We start from the raw sequence: 21,430 nt of genomic DNA, 5'->3' as shown, positions 1-21,430 counted from the left end.
GCTGTCCCCCTGAATGATGGGGGACAGCTTTATTTTTGCCACCCTATTTCACATACGGGTTCTGGCGGATCATCTGCACCAGGTTCATGGTGGAGGCGGGAAGCTTTTCATTCTTGCGGGTACAGATCGCGATCGTATTTTTGAGATTAATGCCTTCTACGTACACGCGAGCCAGTTCACCGCGCTCGACATATTCACGTACGACAAGGGAGGAGACAAAGTTGGCTCCGTAACCGGCAATAACGGCGGTGATCGCTTCATGCAGGCCATTAAATTGCAGTGAGATGGTCGGAACGGATGAATTGTATGTGCGGCATAAAGAAAGCAGCCTCTCCCGAGTTGAGCTGCCCTCCTCACGCATAACGAAAGGCTCCTTCATCATGTCAGGCAGCGATACCCGTTGATTGGCATAGCGATGGCCTGGTGCTACAACAAACCATAGCTCGTCCTGAAACAACTCTTCGGTCTGAATCGTATCCGGGTAGTTCTCGGCAATGCCTCCGAATATCGCGATATCGACCTCTACATCTAACAGCTGCTTCAAGGCATCACTGGAGTTGGTTGTTGTAATTTTCATTTCGACTTGCTCATATTGTTGCTTAAACTTTGCGATCCAGGCGGGGATCAGGAAGTGTGAGGGCAGATAAGTTGCAGCGAGCCGGATACTGCCTATCGCACCGTTGCTGTAATTAGATGCAAACTGCTCGATCTGCTGCTCGACGGCGAATAGTCTTTTGGCTAACACAGCAAGCTCTTCTCCCGCATCGGTTAATGCAATGCCTCGGCCTTGTGGCTTAAACAGCGAGATCATCAATTCTTTCTCGAACTTCTTGATCTGAGCCGTAATAGCGGGCTGACTGATATTAAGCAGTTCCGATGCACGGGTGACACTGCCTACAGCAGCAATTGTATGGAATAAACGCAAAGCATGTAAATTCAAGGCAAAGCCACCTCCTTGAGACATTTGAAATATCATATATTTTATATATAAGTCTAAGAAAAACATATATTATTCTTATCATTATAACTCGCTTACTATAGAAGTAGAAGTTAACCCCACAACGAGGAGAAGTGATCGTTATGAGTTCCATACACACTTGGGAAAAAGTTGATGCTTACATTACGGACCGCCTTGTTCAGCAAGATTCTGTTCTGGAGCAGGTGCTTGCAAACAATAAGCGGGCAGAGCTGCCGGCGATTGATGTAGCACCAAATCAAGGAAAGCTGTTGAATCTATATGCGCAAATGATTGGTGCTAAACGAATCTTGGAGATTGGAACATTAGGGGGCTACAGCACGATCTGGCTGGCTAGAGCATTACCAACAGACGGTCAACTCATTACCCTCGAGCTTGAACCTTTACATGCCCAGGTCGCACAAGAGAATATAAATATAGCCCAGCTCGCGGAAAAGGTAGAGATTAGAGTCGGAGATGCTTTAGAGCAATTGGCGAAGCTGGAGGAGGAAGGCGCGGCAGCATTTGACCTGATCTTTATTGATGCAGATAAACCAAATAACCCTAATTACTTGCAATGGGCGCTTCGTTTCTCTCATCCTGGTACGGTTATTATCGGCGATAACGTTATTCGTGACGGAGAAGTGATAAACAAGCACAGTACAGATCCTCGTGTTCAAGGCGTAAGAAAATTTTACGATCTGCTCTCCGAGGAATCACGGGTGACAGCAACAGCGATTCAAACGGTTGGCGTCAAAGGTTATGACGGATTTGTCCTAGGCCTTGTTAATAGCTAATCTCCTTCATTGGCTCTCCTCTTTCCTTTGCGATAAAATAGAAAGAGGAAACGAATCAAAGGAGTGGATACAAGGGTGGATAACTTTCGTGCTTTAGTAGCAGATAACAATGGAGAAGGACAACAGCCAGAGCTTACCATTAAGAGTCTCACAACAGCAGATTTGCCGGAAGGGGAAGTTACCGTTCGAGTAGCTTACTCCAGTGTTAACTATAAAGACGGAATGGTAGCGATACTAGGGAGAATGGTGAAAAGCTACCCGCATATTCCGGGAATCGATCTATCGGGTACCGTAGTTGAATCAAGCGACCCTCGTTATAAGTCGGGCGATTCCGTCATTGTAACGAGCTATGGCGTTGGCGTCTCACATTATGGCGGGTACAGTGAGCTAGCTCGCGTTCCTGCCAGCTGGGTTGTTCCTTTGCCGGAGGGGCTGACACTTCGTGAAGCAATGATTCTTGGCACAGCTGGCTTCACAGCAGCATTATCTGTTCAGCGGCTTGAAGACAATGGGCTGACACCGGATAAAGGTCCGGTTGTTGTTGCTGGCGCAAGCGGGGGAGTAGGCAGTGTGGCCGTGAACATTCTCGCGGGACGTGGTTACGAGGTAACGGCAAGCACGGGGCGGCTTAGCGAAGAAGCTTATTTGAAGGAGCTTGGTGCCGCGCATGTTATTCATCGGGAAGAGCTGACAGAATCATCGGAGCGCAAGCCTATTCGTCGTCCCTTATGGGCAGCGGCGGTTGATCCTGTAGGCGGCAAAACGCTTCAATATTTACTCAGCACTCTTCAATATGGCGGATCGGTTGCAACTAGCGGATTAACTGGAGGTATTGAGGTAGAGACTTCCGTCTATCCGTTTATTCTTAGAGGCGTGAACTGGCTTGGCATTGATTCGGTTGAGTGCCCAATGGAGCTTCGCCGGCGTGTATGGGAACGGCTTGGGACGGATCTGAAGCCAACGATGTTAAGCTCAACAATCGTTAACGAAATTACGCTGGAGCAGCTGCCAGAAGAACTATCCAGCATTTTGCAAGGACAGGTTAGAGGCAGAACCATTGTGAAGATCGGGGAAGTATAGGAAGAAGGGGCATGCTCATGAAATTCATGAGCTGCCCCTTTTTTTATTTCCAATTCTGTTCGATAAACTCATCACGTCCAGATTGCGCGCGGTCTTCCTTATAATGCTTCGGGTTTTTCTTATGGAAATCCTGATGATACTCTTCTGCCGGATAGAACGTTTCGGCTGCACGGATCTCTGTCACAATCGGCTTATCGAAGCGGCCGGACTGCTCCAACACTTGCTTGGAAGCAAGTGCCTGCTCATGCTGCTCTTCATTATGATAAAAGACAGCGGTGCGATATTGGCTTCCGCGATCCTGGAATTGTCCCTCTGCATCGGTTGGATCAATCTGAGGCCAGAATAGCTCCAGCAGGCGTTCATAGGGGAACAACGCTGGATCAAACGTAATTTGTACGACCTCAAGATGACCAGTCGTTCCTTTTTTCACTTCCTCATAGGCTGGATCCGTTACATGGCCTCCCATATAACCGGAAATAATTCCATGAATCCCTGGGAGCTCCTCGAATGGTGTAACCATACACCAGAAGCAGCCTCCGGCAAATGTGGCTTGCTGTAATTGCATCTTACCTAACCCTCTCTTATTGCGACTTGCTTACATGAATCATCGTTCCTCTAAAAGTAACTTGCCGAGCGAAAGAAGTCAATTTACCGCTATGTAAACGCAAATAAGCCCGATTGCCTCCCGTGTAAAATGGAGTGCAATGGGGCTTATTAATTGATTGACTATGCGATAGCGCCGTCTCGAATATAAAGGATACGGTCTGCGCAGGCGGCCACCGTTTGGTCATGAGTAATGAGAATGATGGTGCGGCCTTCCGCATGAAGTTTGGCAAGCAGAGCCATTATTTCTTTTCCCGTATGTGAATCGAGCGCCCCCGTGGGTTCATCTGCGAGCAGAATCGATGGATTCGTTGCAAGCGCTCTCGCAATAGCAACCCGTTGCTGCTGTCCTCCAGACAATTCTGCCGGGCGGTGGTTCATATGTCCGCTGAGTCCAACCGATTCGAGCGTCTCCAGCACTGCCTTTTTTCGCGTATTGGCCGAAACTCCCCTATAAATAAGCGGCAGCTCGACATTATCATAAGCCGTTAAACTTGGTATCAGGTTATAGTTTTGAAAAATAAATCCAATCCGTTTATTACGTACATCCGCCAGTTGATTATCGCTCAACGCCGATACCCGTTTGCCCTCCAGCATGTAAGTACCACTGTCAGCAGTGTCCAGGCAGCCCATGATATTCATGAGCGTTGATTTACCGGAGCCGGACGGTCCTTGAATGGCAACAAACTCCCCTTCAGCAACTTCCAGAGAAATATGCTGCAAGGCCGTATAACGCTGCCCGCCCATTCGGTAATGCTTCGTAATTTGCTCCATTTGAACGATGGCCATCTTGATCCCCCCTAAAAAGAATTGGCGCATGTTTTTGGCGTCAATTCTTACTTCGTAAGCATTGGCTTAAAGAATTGGCGCATGTTTTTGGCGTCAATTCTTACTACGTAAGCATTAGCTTAAGAATTGACGCACGACTCAATTCTTACTTCGTAAGCATTGACCTACTATAGAGGCTATTCAAACAGCTTGTTCAAAATATCAGAAAGTGTATAAGTTTTCCCTATACGGGGCTTATATTTCACCCGCGAAACGTAAGCTGCTCCTCCTAGGGATGGGCGCAGCTGTTTTCGCTTGGTTTTCTGCTCTTTTCAGCTTGTTTACATTAAGATCTGCGGGCATTCAGCCTGCGCAATCGGATTATTCGATTGTACATCGATTTATTCGCAAGTTTGCGGAAAGGAGTAGCCTCAGGGGTCGTATTCACTTCGAGAATCCAAGGATGCATCTGATGATCAAGTGCAATATCAAATCCAAGTTCATTAAGGTAAGGATACTTGGCATAGAGCAGATGCGCACAATCGATACATACGCTGTGGAACTCCGCTTTCAGCCTTTCAACCAACTCGGCGCCGCCCTGAGCGGATATGACGGATTCAAAGGTATGAGTATCAGCGCCTTGCGCACCGTTCGTTACAGCCATACCTGGCTTAGCAACCCTAGCAACCATGCCGGTGATTTGCCAATTGTGGCTTTCGTTCAATTGCAGCACAACACGCAGGTCATAAATCCGGTTTTTGTATCTCGACAGATGGATGCCTCGTTGAACGAGGTAAGTTTTGTTATCAATTTTACGTTTCAAGGAAGCTGTTAATTTTGCCCAGCTCAGATTGCTTCTTCTTTTTGCACCTATCTGATAGGAATAGGAGCCGTTATTAGATTCGACACGCATAACACCCACGCCATGGGAGCCTTTATTCGGTTTTACATATACCATTTGATAGAGCTGAAGCATTTTTCTCAAGGAGTATTGACTGAATAGGAGTGTATGCGGAACATGACTTCGGGTTGACGCTTTTTTATTAAGCACAACGGTTTTTGCCCATTTGTTATAGACGCCTCTTCTTTTTTTCATAGGGACACTATCTTCCTCCGTCTTCCTGACATGGTAGTCTTACAGAAATAACATATGCTTGCCCTTTCTAGTACGAGTGGGCCTTATACGGGGCGATTCCGTATTGGGGCGCATACGATGGAGGGATAGTGATCGACTGAAATGGAGGATGCTTCATGCCTATTTCTATGAATAATCTCTCTCTTCAAGCCAAGTGGGAGGAAGTGAGACAGCTTTATCCTTGGTACAAATCTATCACGGGAGATCGAGAGACGATGGATTGGGGAGATATTCCGCTACTGACGCAGGAACGTCTGCTTCCCTATTACGAGAGTGATGAGCAGGCTGTCCCTCAGGACTGGAATGTGTATCGAACATCAGGTACAAGCGGCAATAAACGTAAGGCAATCTACTATGATGCGATAGATGAAGAAGCTTATATTCAGTATAAAATAGAGATGTTTGCGGAACTTCTGAAAGGCTACAACGTGTCTCGGGCGCTGAGTGATATGGGGACAGGTCATGCAGAGGCTACGGCTGTGCAAATTTTTGAAGAGATTGGCCTTGCATGTGAATCTGTTCCATTCGGACTGCCGGCGGCGGCTCATTTGCTGCGCATTGCCGAGTACCAGCCGGATGTGCTGTATACAATGCCTTCGCTTCTGGACGGAATGCTTCGCGTCGCTCCGCCAGATTTCAAGTGGGGGCTGCAATGCGTGATCCTGGTTGGGGAACCGGCACCACCTGCTTGGAGGCAGCGGGTTGCGGAGAGGCTTGGGATTATGGAGCATGATGTAATGGATACGCTCGGCAGCATTGAGATCGGGACGATTGCTTATTACGATCGGACAATTGAACGTTACGTCGTGATGGACGGCGTTATAGCAGAAGGGGTTACACCTGCAGAAGTGGGACTGCCCGATGTTGAACTTCCTGATGGCGAGCAGCTACTTGTCCTCACGTCACTTGTACGGCGGCGGTTCCCGGCACTTCGATTCGTCACTTATGATGTGGTCAGGGATTTGCGGACCGAGGAGCAGGATGGTAAGTTGATCACAACCTTCGAGGCTATCGTGAAGCGGGTTGGACCTGAGCTGAAGCACGGGGAGAAAATCAGTATTTATGATATTGAGAATGCGATCTTTCAACATGTTCAGCAAGCAGTCGTTAAGGTTCTCGTAATCGGAAATAAACTGCAGGTAATGATTACGACTGTTGAAGTCATTAATGAAGCAGTGAGAAAGGCGATCCGTGACGAACTGCATAGTACGATACCTGCAATTGGAGCGATGATCCGCGGTGGACTCCTTGAGCAGATGGATGTTGTATTCCTTAGCAATGATACCGATCATCCATCATCGGAGGGAACAGGTAAAAAGYCGATTAAGCAGAAGAAGCTGTTTGTGCAGCAAGCAAGCCAAAGAAGTGATGGGCAATGACCGTTTACAATAATATAGCCGCGATGATTGGCAATACCCCTATGGTGAAGCTGGGAAGGCTGTTTGAACATGCCCATTTCGACGTCTATGCGAAGCTGGAGATGCATAACCCAGGAGGCAGTGTGAAAGATCGTCCTGCTAAAGCGATGCTTCTGGCAGCCTTCGAGGAAGGACGAATCAAACCGGGCTCCGTCATCGTAGAATCCAGTTCAGGCAATTTGGCAGTAGGGCTTGCTCAATTGTGCAATACGATGGGTTTTACGTTTATTTGTGTGGTTGATCCCAAGACGACGGAAGCGAACTTGCGGGTGCTTCGCGCTTATGGGGCAAGAATTGATTTGGTCAAGAAGCCTGACCCGGAAACAGGAGAATTTGTTCCTGCGAGGCTTGCCCGTGTTCGCCGCTGGCTGAAGCGGCTGCCGGATGCATTCTGGCCGAATCAGTATAGCAATAAGAATAACGCATTATCCCACCAGCAGACGACGATGGCGGAGATGGCAGCTGATCTTCCTCATCTGGATTATTTGTTTTGCGGTGTAAGTACATGCGGAACGATTCGTGGCTGCGTAGACTATATCCGGTTAAATGGACTTAAGACGAAAGTGATTGCAGTGGATGCGGAGGGCAGTATTATTTTCGGCGGGGAGAAAGGTAAGATTACCCGCATGCTGCCAGGGCTCGGAGCTGGGATCAAGCCAGGGCTTTGTCCGGATGAAGGCATTTATGAAATTGTTAAAGTGAATGACCGAGATTGTATCGCCGGCTGCCGGAAGCTGGTCCGTATGGAGTCGATCCTTGCGGGTGGTTCCTCAGGCGGCGTCATCAGGGCGGTGGAAAAATACAGTCCCTATATCGAGCCCGGTTCAACCTGTGCTGTGCTGTTGCCGGACAGGGGAGAAAGATACTTGAATACCGTATATGACGACACATGGGTGTCGCAATTGTTCGGCAATGCCCTTACGGCCGATCTGCATAAGCAAGGAGGAGCGATCGAAGAATGATCTATTTGAATGAGCGGGATTTGGAGCTTATCGGAATTAACTGGGCTGAACTCGCTCGAGTGATTGAAGAAGCTTCTGCAGCCTTTGCAGCGGAGGAATGTGCACAGCCGATCAAACCTTATCTGAAGTATGGCAATGAGCGTAACCGAATTATCGCCATGCCGGCTTATGTCAGCCGTCCTGTACGTGCTGCAGGCTTGAAATGGATCGCCAGCTTTCCCGGGAACATTGAGATTGGGCTGCCGCGGGCGAATAGTGTCACCGTGCTGAACGATCCAGATACCGGAGTTCCCACAGCGTTAGTTCAAGGCAGCCTCATTAGTGCTATTCGCACGGCAGCAGTCAGCGGCGCTTTGCTGCGCAAGCTGGTCTCTGGAGGGGAGAAGCCTCTTCGTGTTGCTGTGATTGGCATGGGACCGATTGGCCGCATGCATGTTCATATGCTGAATGGCTTGCTGAGCAGCCGGATTAGCCGGATTGTGGCTTTTGACCGGCGTGACATAGAAGTAGAAGAATGGTTGAATGGTGTACCGGTGACGATTCCGGTCGAGAAGGGAGCCACTTGGCAGGATGCTTATCGTGGTGCCGATGTTGTGTTCACTTGTACTGCAGCACCGGAACGTTATATTGATGAAGCTGCAGCGCCAGGCACAATTCTTATGCATGTATCGCTGCGTGATTATCATTTAGAAGCACTGAGTAATGTAGGAACCATCATTGTCGACAACTGGGAAGAGGTATGCCGTGCGGATACGGATACAGAGAGGCTGCATCTGTCTGCTGGTTTACAGGAAACGGATACGATGACGTTGTCGGAAGCCATTGCCCTTCCGCTGGAGCAGGTGATTCGGGCAGATGGACCAACGTTGTTCACTCCAATGGGGCTGGCCGTATTTGATGTTGCGGTAGCGGCGCATTACGCTGATGCCGCTGTTCGTCTCGGGGTTGGGAAGAGATTAGAGTAACAGGGCAAGCACTAGGTGTTGTTATACACCTGGTGCTTTTTTCTTTTCAACTATTATGACAAGACTCACGAATGCCGAAGAAAATATTGGTAGACGTGTAAAAATAACTCTTATGGAGGCGTTCAAGTGGCTCGCTCAACAGAACATTTTGAAAAAGTATATAATCACGTAGAAAAATACATAGGTCCAATCCATGGTGTATTCAAGGAATTAGTATCGGATGATCTATCTATCGATATTATTATTGCTGCTCCAACAAGTAGCCGAAATTATTATACATTGGTTACTTGCGGGATGAGTGAAAAGGCGATGACAGTACCGGAAGGAGCAGAGGAGTATCATTATGCAGAAATAATGATTTCACTGCCATCAACTTGGAAAATTTCTGAAGCGGATTTTAAAGATGATCGAAATTACTGGCCAGTTCGTGAATTAAAAAAATTAGCAAGATTCCCGCATGAACATAACACTTGGCTGCACTTGGGGCATACTCTTGCCAATGAACATCCGCCTAAGCCTTATAGTTCGGATGTGAAGTACCAAGGCATGCTGCTTGCCATTCCTGAAGTAGAGCAGATTAGGGAGTTCTTCAACCTGCAGCTTGAAGAGGATAAGGTTGTTCATTTCTTTACGCTCATGCCGATTTATCAAGAGGAAATGGACTATAAGCTGAAGCATGGTGTGGAGGCGTTGCTCGAAAAGATTTATAAGATAAGTACAGACAAAGTCGTTCAATTAAACCGTAAAAATGCTTGTAAGAAAGTATTTGGATTGTTCTAGTTTCAAATAAAGAAGCCTAGGCGCAAAAACTTTGCCTAGGCTTCTTTATTTGAATTTCTTTACTTCGCTGCTCTCAAGTAGAAGCGGCTCGAGTTCTCCCAGATGCCGCCCGGCTCCAAGCTTACAAGGCCAATCTCGTCAGCAGGAAGGTCCACGTTTGGTGCATTAACCAGGTTCAGCTGCGGCTCAGGGCAGAAGAAGCCTTTTGTCGCATTGTTGTTCCATACCATCCATTGTTTAAAGGCTGTTCCAACATCGTATACGAGTGACACTTGCTCGCGGGAGTCAGTCAGAACCATTTGGTTACGGCCATTACGCGGCTCAGCTGTATAATGATTATCCATAGCCTCCCAATAAGTTGGTACGCCAGCGGATTGGATCGCTTTTTCACCCTCAGACAAAGGAAGGAACTTGCCGGTAGGCAGCATGCGCTCGCTCATTTCCCAGCGGTTGCCGATTGTCAGGGTGAAGGAGCAGTCTTCCGGTGTGCTCTCTGGAGCGAACGGTGCATTAACTGCAGTATGGAAAGCGACCATACAAGGCATTGCATCTTGTCCTTCATTATGTACGGAAATATGTTGAAGAAGGCCTGTATCATTCAGGGCATAACGAAGACGAAGGGTAAAGACATGAGGCAGGAATTCGAAAATCGGATGCTTCTCGTCAACCGACAGCGCTAGTGTTACATAGCTTTCTGTCTTGTTTACGCCATAATCTTCAACGTTCCAGATTGCCGTATGGGCAAAGCCATGCAGGTGGTTGCCTGTTTTTGGCTCGTTAATTGGGAAGTTGTATGTTCTGCCGTTAAACTCGAATCGGCCATCTTCATATCGGTTAGGCGGGAACAGCACCGGGATACCATGAATACCTGGGTTAGCTTTAAAAGCTTCCATCTCTTGCTCCGCCGGCTCGCGAAGAATATGATAACCTTTGCTTGTGTCACGGAAAGCGATTAGATTCGCACCAACTTCAGGAAGCACAGCAGCTTCATAAGAACCCCATTGCAGCCATACCGCTGGCTCGCCTTTATACACTTGCTCGAATGCTTTTCCTTGCGTAGTCAAAGTTATTGCCTCCTTATAATCAATCTTCCATTAGAATAACAGGATGAACTAGAACAGACAACCGCCGCATTCCCAGGTGGAAACGCGGCGGTTGTCTATACAGGCCAAGCTTATGGCGTAATGCGCAGCTCGTTATTAATGGTGCGTTGCGTGAAGAGCTGCTGAAGCACGTATTGTTTTCTTCTAGGGACCGGTACCTGCTTCGATTCGGAATATTCCGAGCCGAAATAAACGATGCCGCCAGCAATGGACTTGATCTTGCCGATATTAATGTAGCAATTCGTATTCACCGGGTAGAAACTGCTATTAGCTGTTAGCTGCTCGATCTGTTCGGCAGTCATTCTCTTCTTTATGTTGTAGTTTCTGCCATGGAAGCTTACTAAACCAAGTGTCCCAAGTTTAAAGTAAAGCACGTCTGACTCCAGTTCGAAATCCTCATAAACATTTCGGCCGCTCAGCGTAGTATTCATCATTCCGATTCCCCCTCAAGAAATGTGAACTACTGATTTTGATAGCGCTTACATTATACCACGCCTATTCATGGATGAAAAGACATTTTTTAAAAATCGTTGATCCGAGTGTTCGCATGTGCTATGTTCACTTTACTGTACTCTATATCGGAAAGGGTGTTCAATGATGGGCGCATCTCATAATAGAACGATTTATATTGGCTCTTACGGAGCAGTATCAGAGCCTACGATCCTCGTCTGTGCATTTGACGGAGATAAGGGAGAAATCACGGTAAAGCAGCAAGTTACCGGAGTGGAAAATGCCTCTTTTTTGGCGGTAGATCCATCTGGCCTTCATTTGTATGCGGTTAGTGAAACCGGCCGTACAGGTGCTGAAATCGGCGGCTCGGTCGTATCTTTTGCTATTGAACAGGGCAATGGGACACTGACGGAGTTGAACCGCCAGCTATCGCATGGCGCAGACCCTTGTTACATAACGGTTGATGAAGGGAATAAGGCTGTGCTTGTTGCCAACTATTCAGGCGGCAACGCATCACTTCTCCCAATAAATGAGGATGGTACGATTGCTTCTGCAACGTCTATTGTCCGTGAGGAAGCTCCTCTTGGCAGTAATACTGCGCGCCAGGATGCACCTCATGCACATGCTATCGTTGTAAACGGCGGCTATGTGTATATGAACGATCTTGGAACGGACTTGATTCATACGTTTAAAATCGAAGAAGGAACGAAGCTGGCACTGCAAAGCTCATGCAAGCTGCATGGGGGAGCAGGACCTCGCCATATCGTCTTCCATCAAAGCTTGTCCACGGCCTATGTGATGAACGAATTGGACTCCACAATTACACTTCTGAATGTATCGGACAATGGCGAATTGACTCCGGTGCAGACCGTATCCGCATTGCCGGAAGGCTTCGCTGGTTACAATGATGCGGCGGATATTCATTTGTCGCCATCAGGTCGTTTCTTGTATAGCTCGAACCGTGGTCATAACAGTATTGCTGTGTTTACGATTGATCAGGCAGACGGAGGTTTGACTCTTATTCAGAATGCTTCCTGCGAGGGTGACGCGCCTCGTAACTTTGCCGTGCTTCCAGGCGGCGGACAATTGCTCGTTGCGAATCAGAAGACAGATAATATCGTATTGTTTAAGGTTGATCCGGAGACGGGACTTATACAATCAGAAGGAACGATACTCGAAGTGCCAAGCCCGGTATGTATTCGCCTAGGAACTGCTGAGTAGCTTGGCACAAGAAAGAAGGAATTGTTCATGTCAGTTAGCAATTCGGCGAAAATCTCTCCAGCCGTCAAGCTGGGGACGGTATATTCTATTCTTTTTGCCATAAGCTCTGTTCATTTACTTAATGATGCGATGCAATCGGTCGTATCCGCTTTATTCCCGATTTTCGAAGATTCGCTTGGACTAAAATTCGGCCAGATCGGCTGGATTGCTTTTACGCTTAATATGACGTCCTCCGTACTGCAGCCCGCAGTTGGATTCTTATCGGATAAAAAACCCGCCCCTTGGATGCTTCCGGTTGGAATGGCCTGCAGTTTGGTCGGCATGGCTGGGCTCGCTTATGCGCCAAGCTTCTGGATGCTGCTTCTCGCCGTTGTATTTGTAGGCTTTGGTTCAGCAGTCTTCCATCCGGAAGGTTCCCGGGTTGTGTTCTTCGCAGCAGGTGAGCGGCGTGGACTTGCGCAGTCCATTTATCAGGTTGGTGGTAACTTCGGCCAGGCGCTTGCGCCGCTAATGACGATTTATATCTTTGTTCCGCTAGGTCAGAAGGGTGCTGTATTAGGTACTTTCCTGGCTATTGCAGCCATTATCGTCTTGCTGAGAGTTGTTCCATGGTACGGGGCACAGCTTGCACAGAATGGTGCTCCCGTTAAGAAAAAGGCGGCTGGCTCCGCGCCAGCGGTATCACCGTATAACAGCAAAGTGATCGCTTTCGCCCTTACCCTGCTGCTCGTTCTCGTCTTCGCACGCTCGTGGTATTCGGCTGGGATCGGAAGCTTCTATAACTTCTACATGCAGGATAAGTATGGCTTGTCTATAAAAGCTGCTCAGGTTCCGCTCTTTATCTTTATGGCGGCGGGCGTACTAGGTACCTTCTTCGGTGGAATCCTGTCTGACCGATTCGGTCGGAAGCGAATGATGTTGTTCTCAATCGCAGGATCGGCTCCATTCGCACTGCTGCTGCCACATGTGTCGCTAGGCTGGGTATATCCGGTTACGTTCGTGTTGGGGTTTATTCTGCAGTCGGGCTTCTCGGTAAGTGTCGTGTATGCGCAGGAGCTTCTGCCGGGTAAAGTAGGTATGGCATCCGGACTAATTACGGGTCTTGCCTTCGGGATGGGTGGTCTTGGCTCCATTGTACTCGGTACCGCAGCCGATCATTATGGCATTATCGATACGATGGTTGCCAGCAGCTTCCTGCCGCTGATTGGCTTGTTGTCTATTCTACTTCCGAAGGATCGAAGAGAATAATAGTAATCGGTAACATTTGACAGAAAAAGATAAAATACGATATTATAGAAATAATTTTTGAGCGAAGCACGCCAAAAGCCTTACAGGTTTTTTGTGTGCTTTTTTTCTATCCAATTTTGTGTATACGGAGGGGAAAAGGTAGGTTAATAGGCCCTAAATTAGCGAAGGAGATGATAGATTGTGAGAAGAGGTTGGGTATCAGTAGTACTAGCTAGCGTGGTTTTGGCAGGTAGTGTTGTTGGATTAGGATTGAACGGAAGAGGGGGAAGTGTTGAGGCTGCTGCCAAGCCTTCGTTCTCGGATATAAGCGGCCATTGGGCAGAATCATCGATTGAAACAGCGGTTCAAGCAGGGGTGTTGAACGGCTATTCGGATGGGACTTATAAGCCGAACAATACGATTACGCGGGCGGAGTTGTTAAAAGTAATGGCTCTGACATTTAAGCTCGAAGTGGGAACAGGCGGATCTACCTGGTACGCACCTTACCAAACGGCGTTGTCGAAAGCTGGCGTATATATGGAAGGTGATTACCCGGGCAATCTCAACAATCCAGCGACACGTAATGAGATGGCAAAGCTCGCTGTTCGTGGTGAGTATACAGATTATCGGAGTAAAAAGCTAAGTGCAGCGGAGCTAATGTTCCGTGCTGTTAATAAGGGGATTCTTTCACGTTCTGGCACAAAAGCGGAGACGATCAATACAGAGGGCACTACGACTCGTGCTGAAGCAGCTGTGTTGGTAACTCGTCTTCTTAAGCTGACGAATGGCGGCACGCTGACTGTAGACCAAGGGGCATCAAGCGCAGCGGAGATCGCTTGGCACCGGCATAATATGATCACCATGTTTGATCAGAATGATTTGGTGAAGTTGCCTTATTCGGTGGATATTAGTAAAAAATATAACGTTACGATTGATAAGTTGATTATTCTAGATCCTGCGGATACGAAGGGGTACTATGCGGAGTATTTGAAGGGTGCTACGTATTATCCTGCAGATAACTCCAAGCCATCTGATAATTATTTATTCGCTTATAAAATAATTGGAAAGAATCTTGTCACAGATAATTCAACGCAAATTGTAACTAAGAGTTTTGCAATGTTTACTGATGAATATACAGGTGCCAATATCATGCTAGCAGATAAATATATCTATAGAGACGGGACATTATCTGAACGTACAGGTCTATTTAAAAATGATAAGGAGTTCGTATTCAATAAGCCTAACTCATTAGCCCACAATTACATTTTCGCGTTAGTTCCTAAAAAATATATTAATCAACAGATAGCACAGTATGGCGGACTTCCAATCCACCTCGAAAGATATAATGTCGGATCTGGTTCTGCTTCTCAATTTTACTTAACGGGCGTGAAAGATAAATGGTATTAAAAAAATATATTCCCCATTTAATGATTGTTGCTGTATTACTGAATATGTTTACGTTTCAGACCGTAGTGCAAGCTGTAAACGAATTAGTGAATAAAACAACAACCATTAATTTCAACTCGGATTTCAATTCAAATGGCACCATTTCTGATGTCGTTGTTAATTTAAATATTCCGGCTGGTTATAAAGTCAAAGAAAATTCATACCAATTATGGATGCAAGTTGCGGACAGTTCTGGGAATTTAACCCTTACAAAACGTGCTAGTAATTTTAATCTGTCGGGGTCAAGATTAACAGTTAATACGGTGAGTGGAACGAAATTGTCAGTTACAGCCCAAGATGCTTTATCCACTATGTATGCAGCAATTAATAGGAGATCAAACGGTAAAGAGTGGATAATTGAAGGTAACGGAGTAGGTCCTTATTATGTAACCCCTAAATCAGGGGATCCTTGCTGGGATGGAAACCTGAGTGTTTGCCCAGGCAAATTACCAAGTAACGATAGTCAAGGAAATCTAATTAAAGACGAAATTAGGGGCACCGACGGGTCAATAAAATCTGTTAGTAATGGATTCAATCCACCAGATAAATTTTTTACAAAAGACTTTAAGAAGGTACCACCCAGTTCATTAATTTCATCATCACTTAAAGTAATCAAAGCAACACCTTTATCAAAAGCAGTAAAGGTTCTGAAATTAGGGGATGGATTGTCCGGTAAAGGACTTACTGTTGCTGTCTTACCAACAAAGGATAACGCCAATCTGCTAGAAGATAATTCTTGCGTTGGTTGCTCCGGAAATGCAATAGGAAAAAAATATGGTATGGATACGCTTCTGACATGGACGGCGAGTACCTATTACTACCAAGGCGAAGTCCGCGTTACATACGAACCAATAGCAGCACCTACTAAACCGACTGTATCTTGCGATTGCTCGGCAGAACCTGACACTATCACGTTTGACGATAAAGACATTTCTGTGACGGCAACAATGACGGCTTCACTTGCAGGAAAAGGAACGAAGACCGTTAAGAACTGGACGGTTTATGGCCGTGCTAATGATGGTAGCCAATACACGACTTCAACGGTAGGGTATGGGGTCGACCAGATTGAGCAAAAGTTTAGCTTTACGATATCCAAGACCAAACTTGATGGGGTCAACAGCTATACCGAAACATGGGCTATGCGTGCTCGGGTAAACTTCTCTGATGGCACGACAGCCGAAGAACCAATTGAATGTACGACAACGGTGATAAGAGAAGGAACATCCACTCCTGATCCAGGTGGAACACCAACTCCGCTACCAGCACCACCTGTAATCGCAGATGTTGAGTTTATACCGAATACCATCATTACAGGTGATCAATCCACGCTAGATAATAACTCTGATGGTTATACATCCATGGAATGGACATTCTCTAGCAACTTACAAGAGGTTATAACGGATTCCAGCCAATATCGTTATCTTAATGTGAAATTCGATAAGCCAGGATTCTATCAAGCAAAAATAATGGTTACTAATGGTACAGAAACAAGATGGGATACAGCCTCGCTGCAGGTTCTTGATCCAATGCCGGTCGCAGTGGTAACAGGTCCAACTAAGGTTATTCAGGGAAGGGATTTTACGAGTATCTTCCATCTCTATAACTCTTATACGCCGTTAGCAGATCGCGGGGTAACTATCGATTTTACTAAAAATCAAATGCGATATAAGAAGGTTAGTAATCCTGGATATACGGAAGGCTGGCCAACGCAAGGACCAACTGACCTTGGGGATTATTCCGTTGAAGGCAAGGTTTTTGATTCTCAAGGACGTGAGAGTGATTGGGAAAATCATCTATTCGAGGTTGTTCCCGATCAGCCGCCAATAGTAAGCATAATGGCTCCGGAGCAGACTTATCGCTTCAACGAATCTATGGTCTTTATTGATGCTGAAAGTGTGGATGGCGATACATTAGCTGGTATGAAACTTGAAGAGCGTTATGATCATGATAATGATGGGAACTACGAGGAAGAGCCTTGGACAATCCTTTATACAGGACCATTCAAGGATACCTATCCCATCGCATATATAAGTGTAGGGAAGAGACAATATCGAGCTAGCGTAACTGAGGATTACGGATTATCGGCTACATCTGAGATTGCAACGACGAATGTACGTAACTATGCACCGTTTGTGGACTTTGATGTCTCTGGACTTACACAGCAGCCAGATCAAGGCGACGACAGCGCACCTGAAGACTTGGCTTATACCGGCGAATCGATTATGCGTTCGTGGAAGTTGATTCAACCATACACGACCAACACGAATAAACCTATCGGCTGGAAGACGAATAGCGGTGCACTTCAAACCAAGAATGCCAAGATGGCGGATTTCTTTATTAAGTATCCGAATATGGGTTTAGGGGCGAATAGTCGTTCGAAGTACGAATTAGCTGCCGATTTAACCAACCTGCCTGTTTGGGGATTGCCAGCAGGTGCTGCAGCTGTCCCATACATTTATGCTGGCCATCGCCTGTATTCCCGTGAAGGCGTGGACATGGTAGAACGCAATGCGAAAAATGGTACGGAAATTAGCAGATTTTCTTTGTCTGAAGTAAATGGTTTAACCTATTTAGGTGCAGATAAAAACGAGAACTTTTATTATGGTGCATGGGTTGGTGACTCATCGAAAGCAACAACCTATGAGCTCAAGAAAATTAACAATCATGGTCAACTCTCTGCCAGCTATACCATACCGATATCAACAGGTATTTCTTACGTGTTGTATTTTGAGATTTCGGATGACGGGCAAAATTTCTATATGGCCTATCGTGCTAGGGTTGGTATGACTCAAGAATACTGGAATGTTCATGCTGTGAAATATTCCATGCTGGATAAGTCAGTGAAGTGGGACGTAAAAACGAACGAAATGAGATATAGCCCGACAATATTGCAGAACTATAAAGGGGTTATAGACTCAGATGGAGATTTATATCTCACTTGGGGGACCTATACAACTTATGATGGCTACGAAACGTATGCGATGGCGGTAAATGGCGAAACAGGGGTTATGGGCTATGGGTCATTTACTAGTGGTCAATCAGACCCTTCTTATATCGTAGCTACTTCTATCAATCCGACTACCAAGTATTTGTATTTCACCGTTGGCGCATACGTTTCATCCATGTATTCGAGTGATACTTATATGAGCACAGGAATCTATGGATACTCCTGGAATAAAACAACGGGTGGACTAACGAGGATTGGCTATCCAAGTGTTTCCTCACCAACTTCTACCGGATTTGAAAGCTGGCAATGTGAAGACTACCCTTACTGTGATAGTTTTACTGCCTTAAAATCATGGGGAGTAGCAACACCGGTTATTTATCCAGATGGAACACTTTATTCTACCGTTCGTTACCAGTATGGAGATTTCAAATTAGATAGTGGCTTAAACCCTTTGTATTTTCAATACAATAGCTCCAAGTACACCTTTGAGAATACAAGAGGAAATAGAATTGGGAATTCAAAAGCATTTCTAATGCCAAGCGGAAAAATCGCTTATCCTATTAATGGAGCTAATGCAGATTATTCAGCGGCTACATATAAACCATATGCAGGTATAGTAGCTGCAGGAAGAGCACCGGTAGATAGCTATAATAACTATTATGGCAATAAGGTCTATCAAAGCGAGATTTTAGATAAAGGCTACACTTTCCCTGGTGCAGCTCAGAAAGATCCGACATTAAACACATCCATACTTCCAGACGGATCGTTCTATGGCTTTTCGGCACCCGGACAAGCTTCTGGAATCCAATATGTATTTCCTTTTGTACCTGCGAGCGGTAGCGGCGATTATCCGAAAGTAATTGATGATAATACCGTTGAAGTTGTTGATTCCTCTTGGGCTGGACTTTGGTATGATCCGGCGACAAAGCTTAAGAACGATCGTCTTTCCTTCAACGTTGCTGTTAACGATGCTGTGAATGATAAGCCAGTTGGTGCAGCTATCCACGTACAAGACGGAAAGAACATGTATGCAGCGGAGTGGACCAAAGATAAGCTCACTCTGTATAAGATTGTAGCAGGTTCTAAAACGATGCTTCAATCGATTGATTACCAACGCTCACCATTTATAACGTATCCGTTTGATCTTGAAGCTTCCAATGGAACGCTGCGCGTCTACATCAACCATGCTAAGGCAATCGAGATATCGGATAGCACCTATAGCAAGGGTTCCGTAGGCATCATGTCACTTGGCCAGCAGCAGGCGAAGTTTAGTGATGTTAAGGTGAAAAACTACGGTGACTATTATATAGAAGAGACTAAAGAATCCGTTCTCGTAGGTGAAGAGATCAAGTATGATGCTATCTTTGACGACATCGAGAAGGATCCGGAGTCATTAGAAAATTGGAGTTACCAGCATGATCCGAATTACTTCGCTAATTCACTTGGACTGAGTGCATTTGATGGAAAATCCTTCGATACCAAGCTTCCGATGCTGGATAAGCCGGGTCTCTATAACATTACCTTTAAGGCAAAAGACAATCCAGGGATGGATGAGTATGAGGGATGGTCTGAACCAGTGACTAAAAAGCTTTATGTGCATCGACGGCCGATCGCGCAGCCAGATGTTCGTTTCACGGGCATTGTGTACCCGGAAGGAGAGACCTTGGATTACTCCACTTTTGATACCTCATTCGATCCGGATATTCCGGATTACTTAGCTGATCGATCGTTCCGGACAAGATGGGCTGATGAAACAAGTTGGGCGTCCGGCAAGCGTGAGCTCTACAGCCGCCCTGGTGTAGAATTGATCATTCAAGAGCAAGTACAGGATGGTTTTGGGGTGTGGTCCTATTGGGTTGAAACTCGAGTTTACAAAGATGCACTCCCGCCAGCGAATCAACATCGGCCGCAAATGGTCATTACTTATCCAAGTGGTACATTAGCTGCTCCAACTTTACTTGGCAGCGAGCCAACTATCCGATGGACATACAGTGATGTTGACCACGATCTGCAGGAACAGTTCTACCTGAAAGTTTCTTATGTTGACAATGGAACAACGATTATGGAAGGAACTTACCCAGGTGATGATACGTCCTTTATTCTGGATGAAGGGATTCAGCAGGGGCGGAAAATAAAAGTACAGGGCCGCGTGTATTCGAAAGGTTATTGGTCGGATGACAGTAATACCGTGTATTTCATCCTGAATACACCGCCAGTGACTCATCTGCTTAGCTTTAACGGACTGAAAGCTTCGGAGCCGATCTATACGAACAATAACAAGCCGCTGCTGAAAGTATCTGTTACTGATGTAGATGGACAGCCGGTATCCAAAGTGGATTATGAGGTATTCTATAATGCGACAAGCGAACTTGTTATAGATACAAACAGTGCAATCAGCACAACAACCTATACATCATCAGCGCTGCAGGAAGGACTTCATAACTGGAGAGCAAGGGCGAATGACAGCTTTGCTTGGGGTAGTTATTCCGAGAATGGCTATTTCTTTGTAGATACCGTTCCGCCAGATGATACCAATGAACAGCTTGATATCAAACCAACTTCGGTAAAAGTCAGCTTTAATCCATTCCGTGATGCAGATCCATCATCGGGGCATGCGACAAGAGCCCTTTACATGCAAAAGGTTAATGATGACGGTTCAACAACCAACATCGATTTGAACGGTAATGGAACAGTGGAATACAGTATTCCGCTTTCTAATTCGACAACCAGCTATTCAGTAGGTGGATTAATTGCTGGAGCCAAGTACCGTCTGATGGTTGTAGATTGGGATATTGCCGGTAATATGGGGCAGTATCAATACATTTATTTCACGACGAACCGCCCGCCGACAGCTGATTTTGACTGGTCTCCAAAGCCTGTCTATGAAGGGGATACGGTCGCATTTACAACCGCAGTAGACGATCCCGACGGCAATGATCTATCTATCGCGTATAAACTTACTAGCCCAAGTGGCGTAACAAAGAACTTCTCTTACTCCTTCAAGTATCCTTATCCATCAACGGGGCCGGCATATCGTATGACCGAAACAGGGGATTGGACGATGCAGCTCACCGTTACCGATGGCATGGTAATGGTACAAACAGAGAAGAAAGTCAAAGTACTCGAACTTGGATTAACAGGATACGTGAAGCATACGGATCAATGGGATGATAAGAGGAAGGAATTTAACAAAAAGCAAAGCGGCTCGCCTCGCGGTTATAACGTATTCTGGGCAGGGGAAAAGTTCATTCTATCCGCTGTGACGACAAATACGGGGACCGCAACAAAAGCTGACAGAGTAGAGGTAAAGATGAAGACTTACTCTGAGTCATTATCATCATCGAACTCCTCCCGCACGAGCTGGCAAGGTGAACTGTGGGATGCTTCTTTCGAGGAGCTTGTGAAAGGACCGTTAACCTTTGAATTTACTGCCTACTACAATAATGGCATTGTGAAGCGGGATTCGGTCACGATACAAATTGAAGGGAATGTGTACGATATCGTAAGCGTGCATCGATTGAAGTAAATGGAATATGGCTGTGCCAATCTGGACAAGACTCCGTATAAAAACGG

General features: G+C 46.2%; 16 protein-coding genes. 10 read left to right on the top strand and 6 right to left on the bottom strand.

Annotation, left to right across the window (positions count from 1 at the left end):
• Positions 1-43: 43 nt before the first annotated feature.
• Positions 44-940: a LysR substrate-binding domain-containing protein gene (locus AB4Y93_RS11080; RefSeq protein WP_441891830.1), complete on the bottom strand. Its 897-nt coding sequence runs from the start codon at positions 938-940 to the stop codon at positions 44-46.
• A gap of 140 nt (positions 941-1,080) precedes the next feature.
• On the opposite strand from AB4Y93_RS11080, the gene AB4Y93_RS11075 reads away from it, so the two are divergent.
• The gene (locus AB4Y93_RS11075; protein WP_441891828.1) at positions 1,081-1,752 is read left to right on the top strand and encodes an O-methyltransferase; all 672 of its coding nucleotides are present in this window, start codon (positions 1,081-1,083) and stop codon (positions 1,750-1,752) included.
• Positions 1,753-1,827: 75 nt separating this feature from the next.
• On the top strand, positions 1,828-2,832 hold the full coding sequence (locus AB4Y93_RS11070) for an NADPH:quinone oxidoreductase family protein (protein ID WP_441891826.1): 1,005 nt from the start codon (positions 1,828-1,830) through the stop codon (positions 2,830-2,832).
• 43 nt (positions 2,833-2,875) lie between these two features.
• On the opposite strand, the gene msrA is transcribed toward AB4Y93_RS11070, so the two are convergent.
• The 3 genes from msrA to AB4Y93_RS11055 form a co-directional block, all read right to left on the bottom strand.
• The gene (gene msrA, locus AB4Y93_RS11065) at positions 2,876-3,397 is read right to left on the bottom strand and encodes a peptide-methionine (S)-S-oxide reductase MsrA (protein ID WP_441891824.1); all 522 of its coding nucleotides are present in this window, start codon (positions 3,395-3,397) and stop codon (positions 2,876-2,878) included.
• Positions 3,398-3,558: 161 nt separating this feature from the next.
• Positions 3,559-4,224 (bottom strand): ABC transporter ATP-binding protein, encoded by a 666-nt coding sequence (locus AB4Y93_RS11060; protein WP_441891822.1) that lies wholly within the window; start codon positions 4,222-4,224, stop codon positions 3,559-3,561.
• Positions 4,225-4,549: 325 nt separating this feature from the next.
• Positions 4,550-5,299, bottom strand: coding sequence for a YheC/YheD family protein (locus AB4Y93_RS11055; protein WP_441891820.1), 750 nt, complete (start codon positions 5,297-5,299; stop codon positions 4,550-4,552).
• A 155-nt stretch (positions 5,300-5,454) separates the two neighbouring features.
• Between AB4Y93_RS11055 and AB4Y93_RS11050 the strand changes: the two genes are divergently transcribed.
• The 4 genes from AB4Y93_RS11050 to AB4Y93_RS11035 all read left to right on the top strand — a co-directional run bounded on the left by AB4Y93_RS11050 (position 5,455) and on the right by AB4Y93_RS11035 (position 9,463).
• The gene (locus AB4Y93_RS11050) at positions 5,455-6,717 is read left to right on the top strand and encodes an AMP-binding protein (protein ID WP_441891818.1); all 1,263 of its coding nucleotides are present in this window, start codon (positions 5,455-5,457) and stop codon (positions 6,715-6,717) included.
• Positions 6,714-7,718, top strand: coding sequence for a 2,3-diaminopropionate biosynthesis protein SbnA (sbnA, locus tag AB4Y93_RS11045; protein WP_441891816.1), 1,005 nt, complete (start codon positions 6,714-6,716; stop codon positions 7,716-7,718). Before AB4Y93_RS11050 ends, sbnA begins: the two co-directional genes overlap by 4 nt.
• Positions 7,715-8,683, top strand: a complete 969-nt coding sequence (gene sbnB / locus AB4Y93_RS11040) for a 2,3-diaminopropionate biosynthesis protein SbnB (RefSeq protein ID WP_441891814.1) — start codon at positions 7,715-7,717, stop codon at positions 8,681-8,683. Before sbnA ends, sbnB begins: the two co-directional genes overlap by 4 nt.
• Positions 8,684-8,809: 126 nt before the next feature.
• The gene (locus tag AB4Y93_RS11035) at positions 8,810-9,463 is read left to right on the top strand and encodes a suppressor of fused domain protein (RefSeq protein WP_441891812.1); all 654 of its coding nucleotides are present in this window, start codon (positions 8,810-8,812) and stop codon (positions 9,461-9,463) included.
• A 59-nt stretch (positions 9,464-9,522) separates the two neighbouring features.
• Here the strand turns inward: AB4Y93_RS11035 and AB4Y93_RS11030 are convergent, their stop codons facing one another.
• Positions 9,523-10,527: an aldose 1-epimerase gene (locus tag AB4Y93_RS11030; protein WP_441891810.1), complete on the bottom strand. Its 1,005-nt coding sequence runs from the start codon at positions 10,525-10,527 to the stop codon at positions 9,523-9,525.
• A 110-nt stretch (positions 10,528-10,637) separates the two neighbouring features.
• Entirely contained in the window at positions 10,638-11,000 is a 363-nt protein-coding gene (locus AB4Y93_RS11025; RefSeq protein ID WP_441891808.1) for a LytTR family transcriptional regulator DNA-binding domain-containing protein, read from the bottom strand.
• A gap of 160 nt (positions 11,001-11,160) precedes the next feature.
• On the opposite strand from AB4Y93_RS11025, the gene AB4Y93_RS11020 reads away from it, so the two are divergent.
• The 4 genes from AB4Y93_RS11020 to AB4Y93_RS11005 all read left to right on the top strand — a co-directional run bounded on the left by AB4Y93_RS11020 (position 11,161) and on the right by AB4Y93_RS11005 (position 21,383).
• Entirely contained in the window at positions 11,161-12,237 is a 1,077-nt protein-coding gene (locus AB4Y93_RS11020; RefSeq protein WP_441891806.1) for a lactonase family protein, read from the top strand.
• Between the two features lie 27 nt (positions 12,238-12,264).
• Positions 12,265-13,485: an MFS transporter gene (locus AB4Y93_RS11015; RefSeq protein ID WP_441891804.1), complete on the top strand. Its 1,221-nt coding sequence runs from the start codon at positions 12,265-12,267 to the stop codon at positions 13,483-13,485.
• A gap of 180 nt (positions 13,486-13,665) precedes the next feature.
• Entirely contained in the window at positions 13,666-14,871 is a 1,206-nt protein-coding gene (locus tag AB4Y93_RS11010; RefSeq protein WP_441891802.1) for an S-layer homology domain-containing protein, read from the top strand.
• A gap of 818 nt (positions 14,872-15,689) precedes the next feature.
• Entirely contained in the window at positions 15,690-21,383 is a 5,694-nt protein-coding gene (locus AB4Y93_RS11005) for a hypothetical protein (RefSeq protein WP_441891800.1), read from the top strand.
• The last annotated feature ends 47 nt before the right edge of the window (positions 21,384-21,430 follow it).

Origin of the sequence: Paenibacillus sp. YAF4_2 (genome assembly GCF_052113225.1) — a bacterium.
Classification (GTDB): domain Bacteria; phylum Bacillota; class Bacilli; order Paenibacillales; family Paenibacillaceae; genus Pristimantibacillus.
Note: the sequence above shows the minus strand (reverse complement) of the source record. Positions and strands in the feature narration are given on the sequence as shown.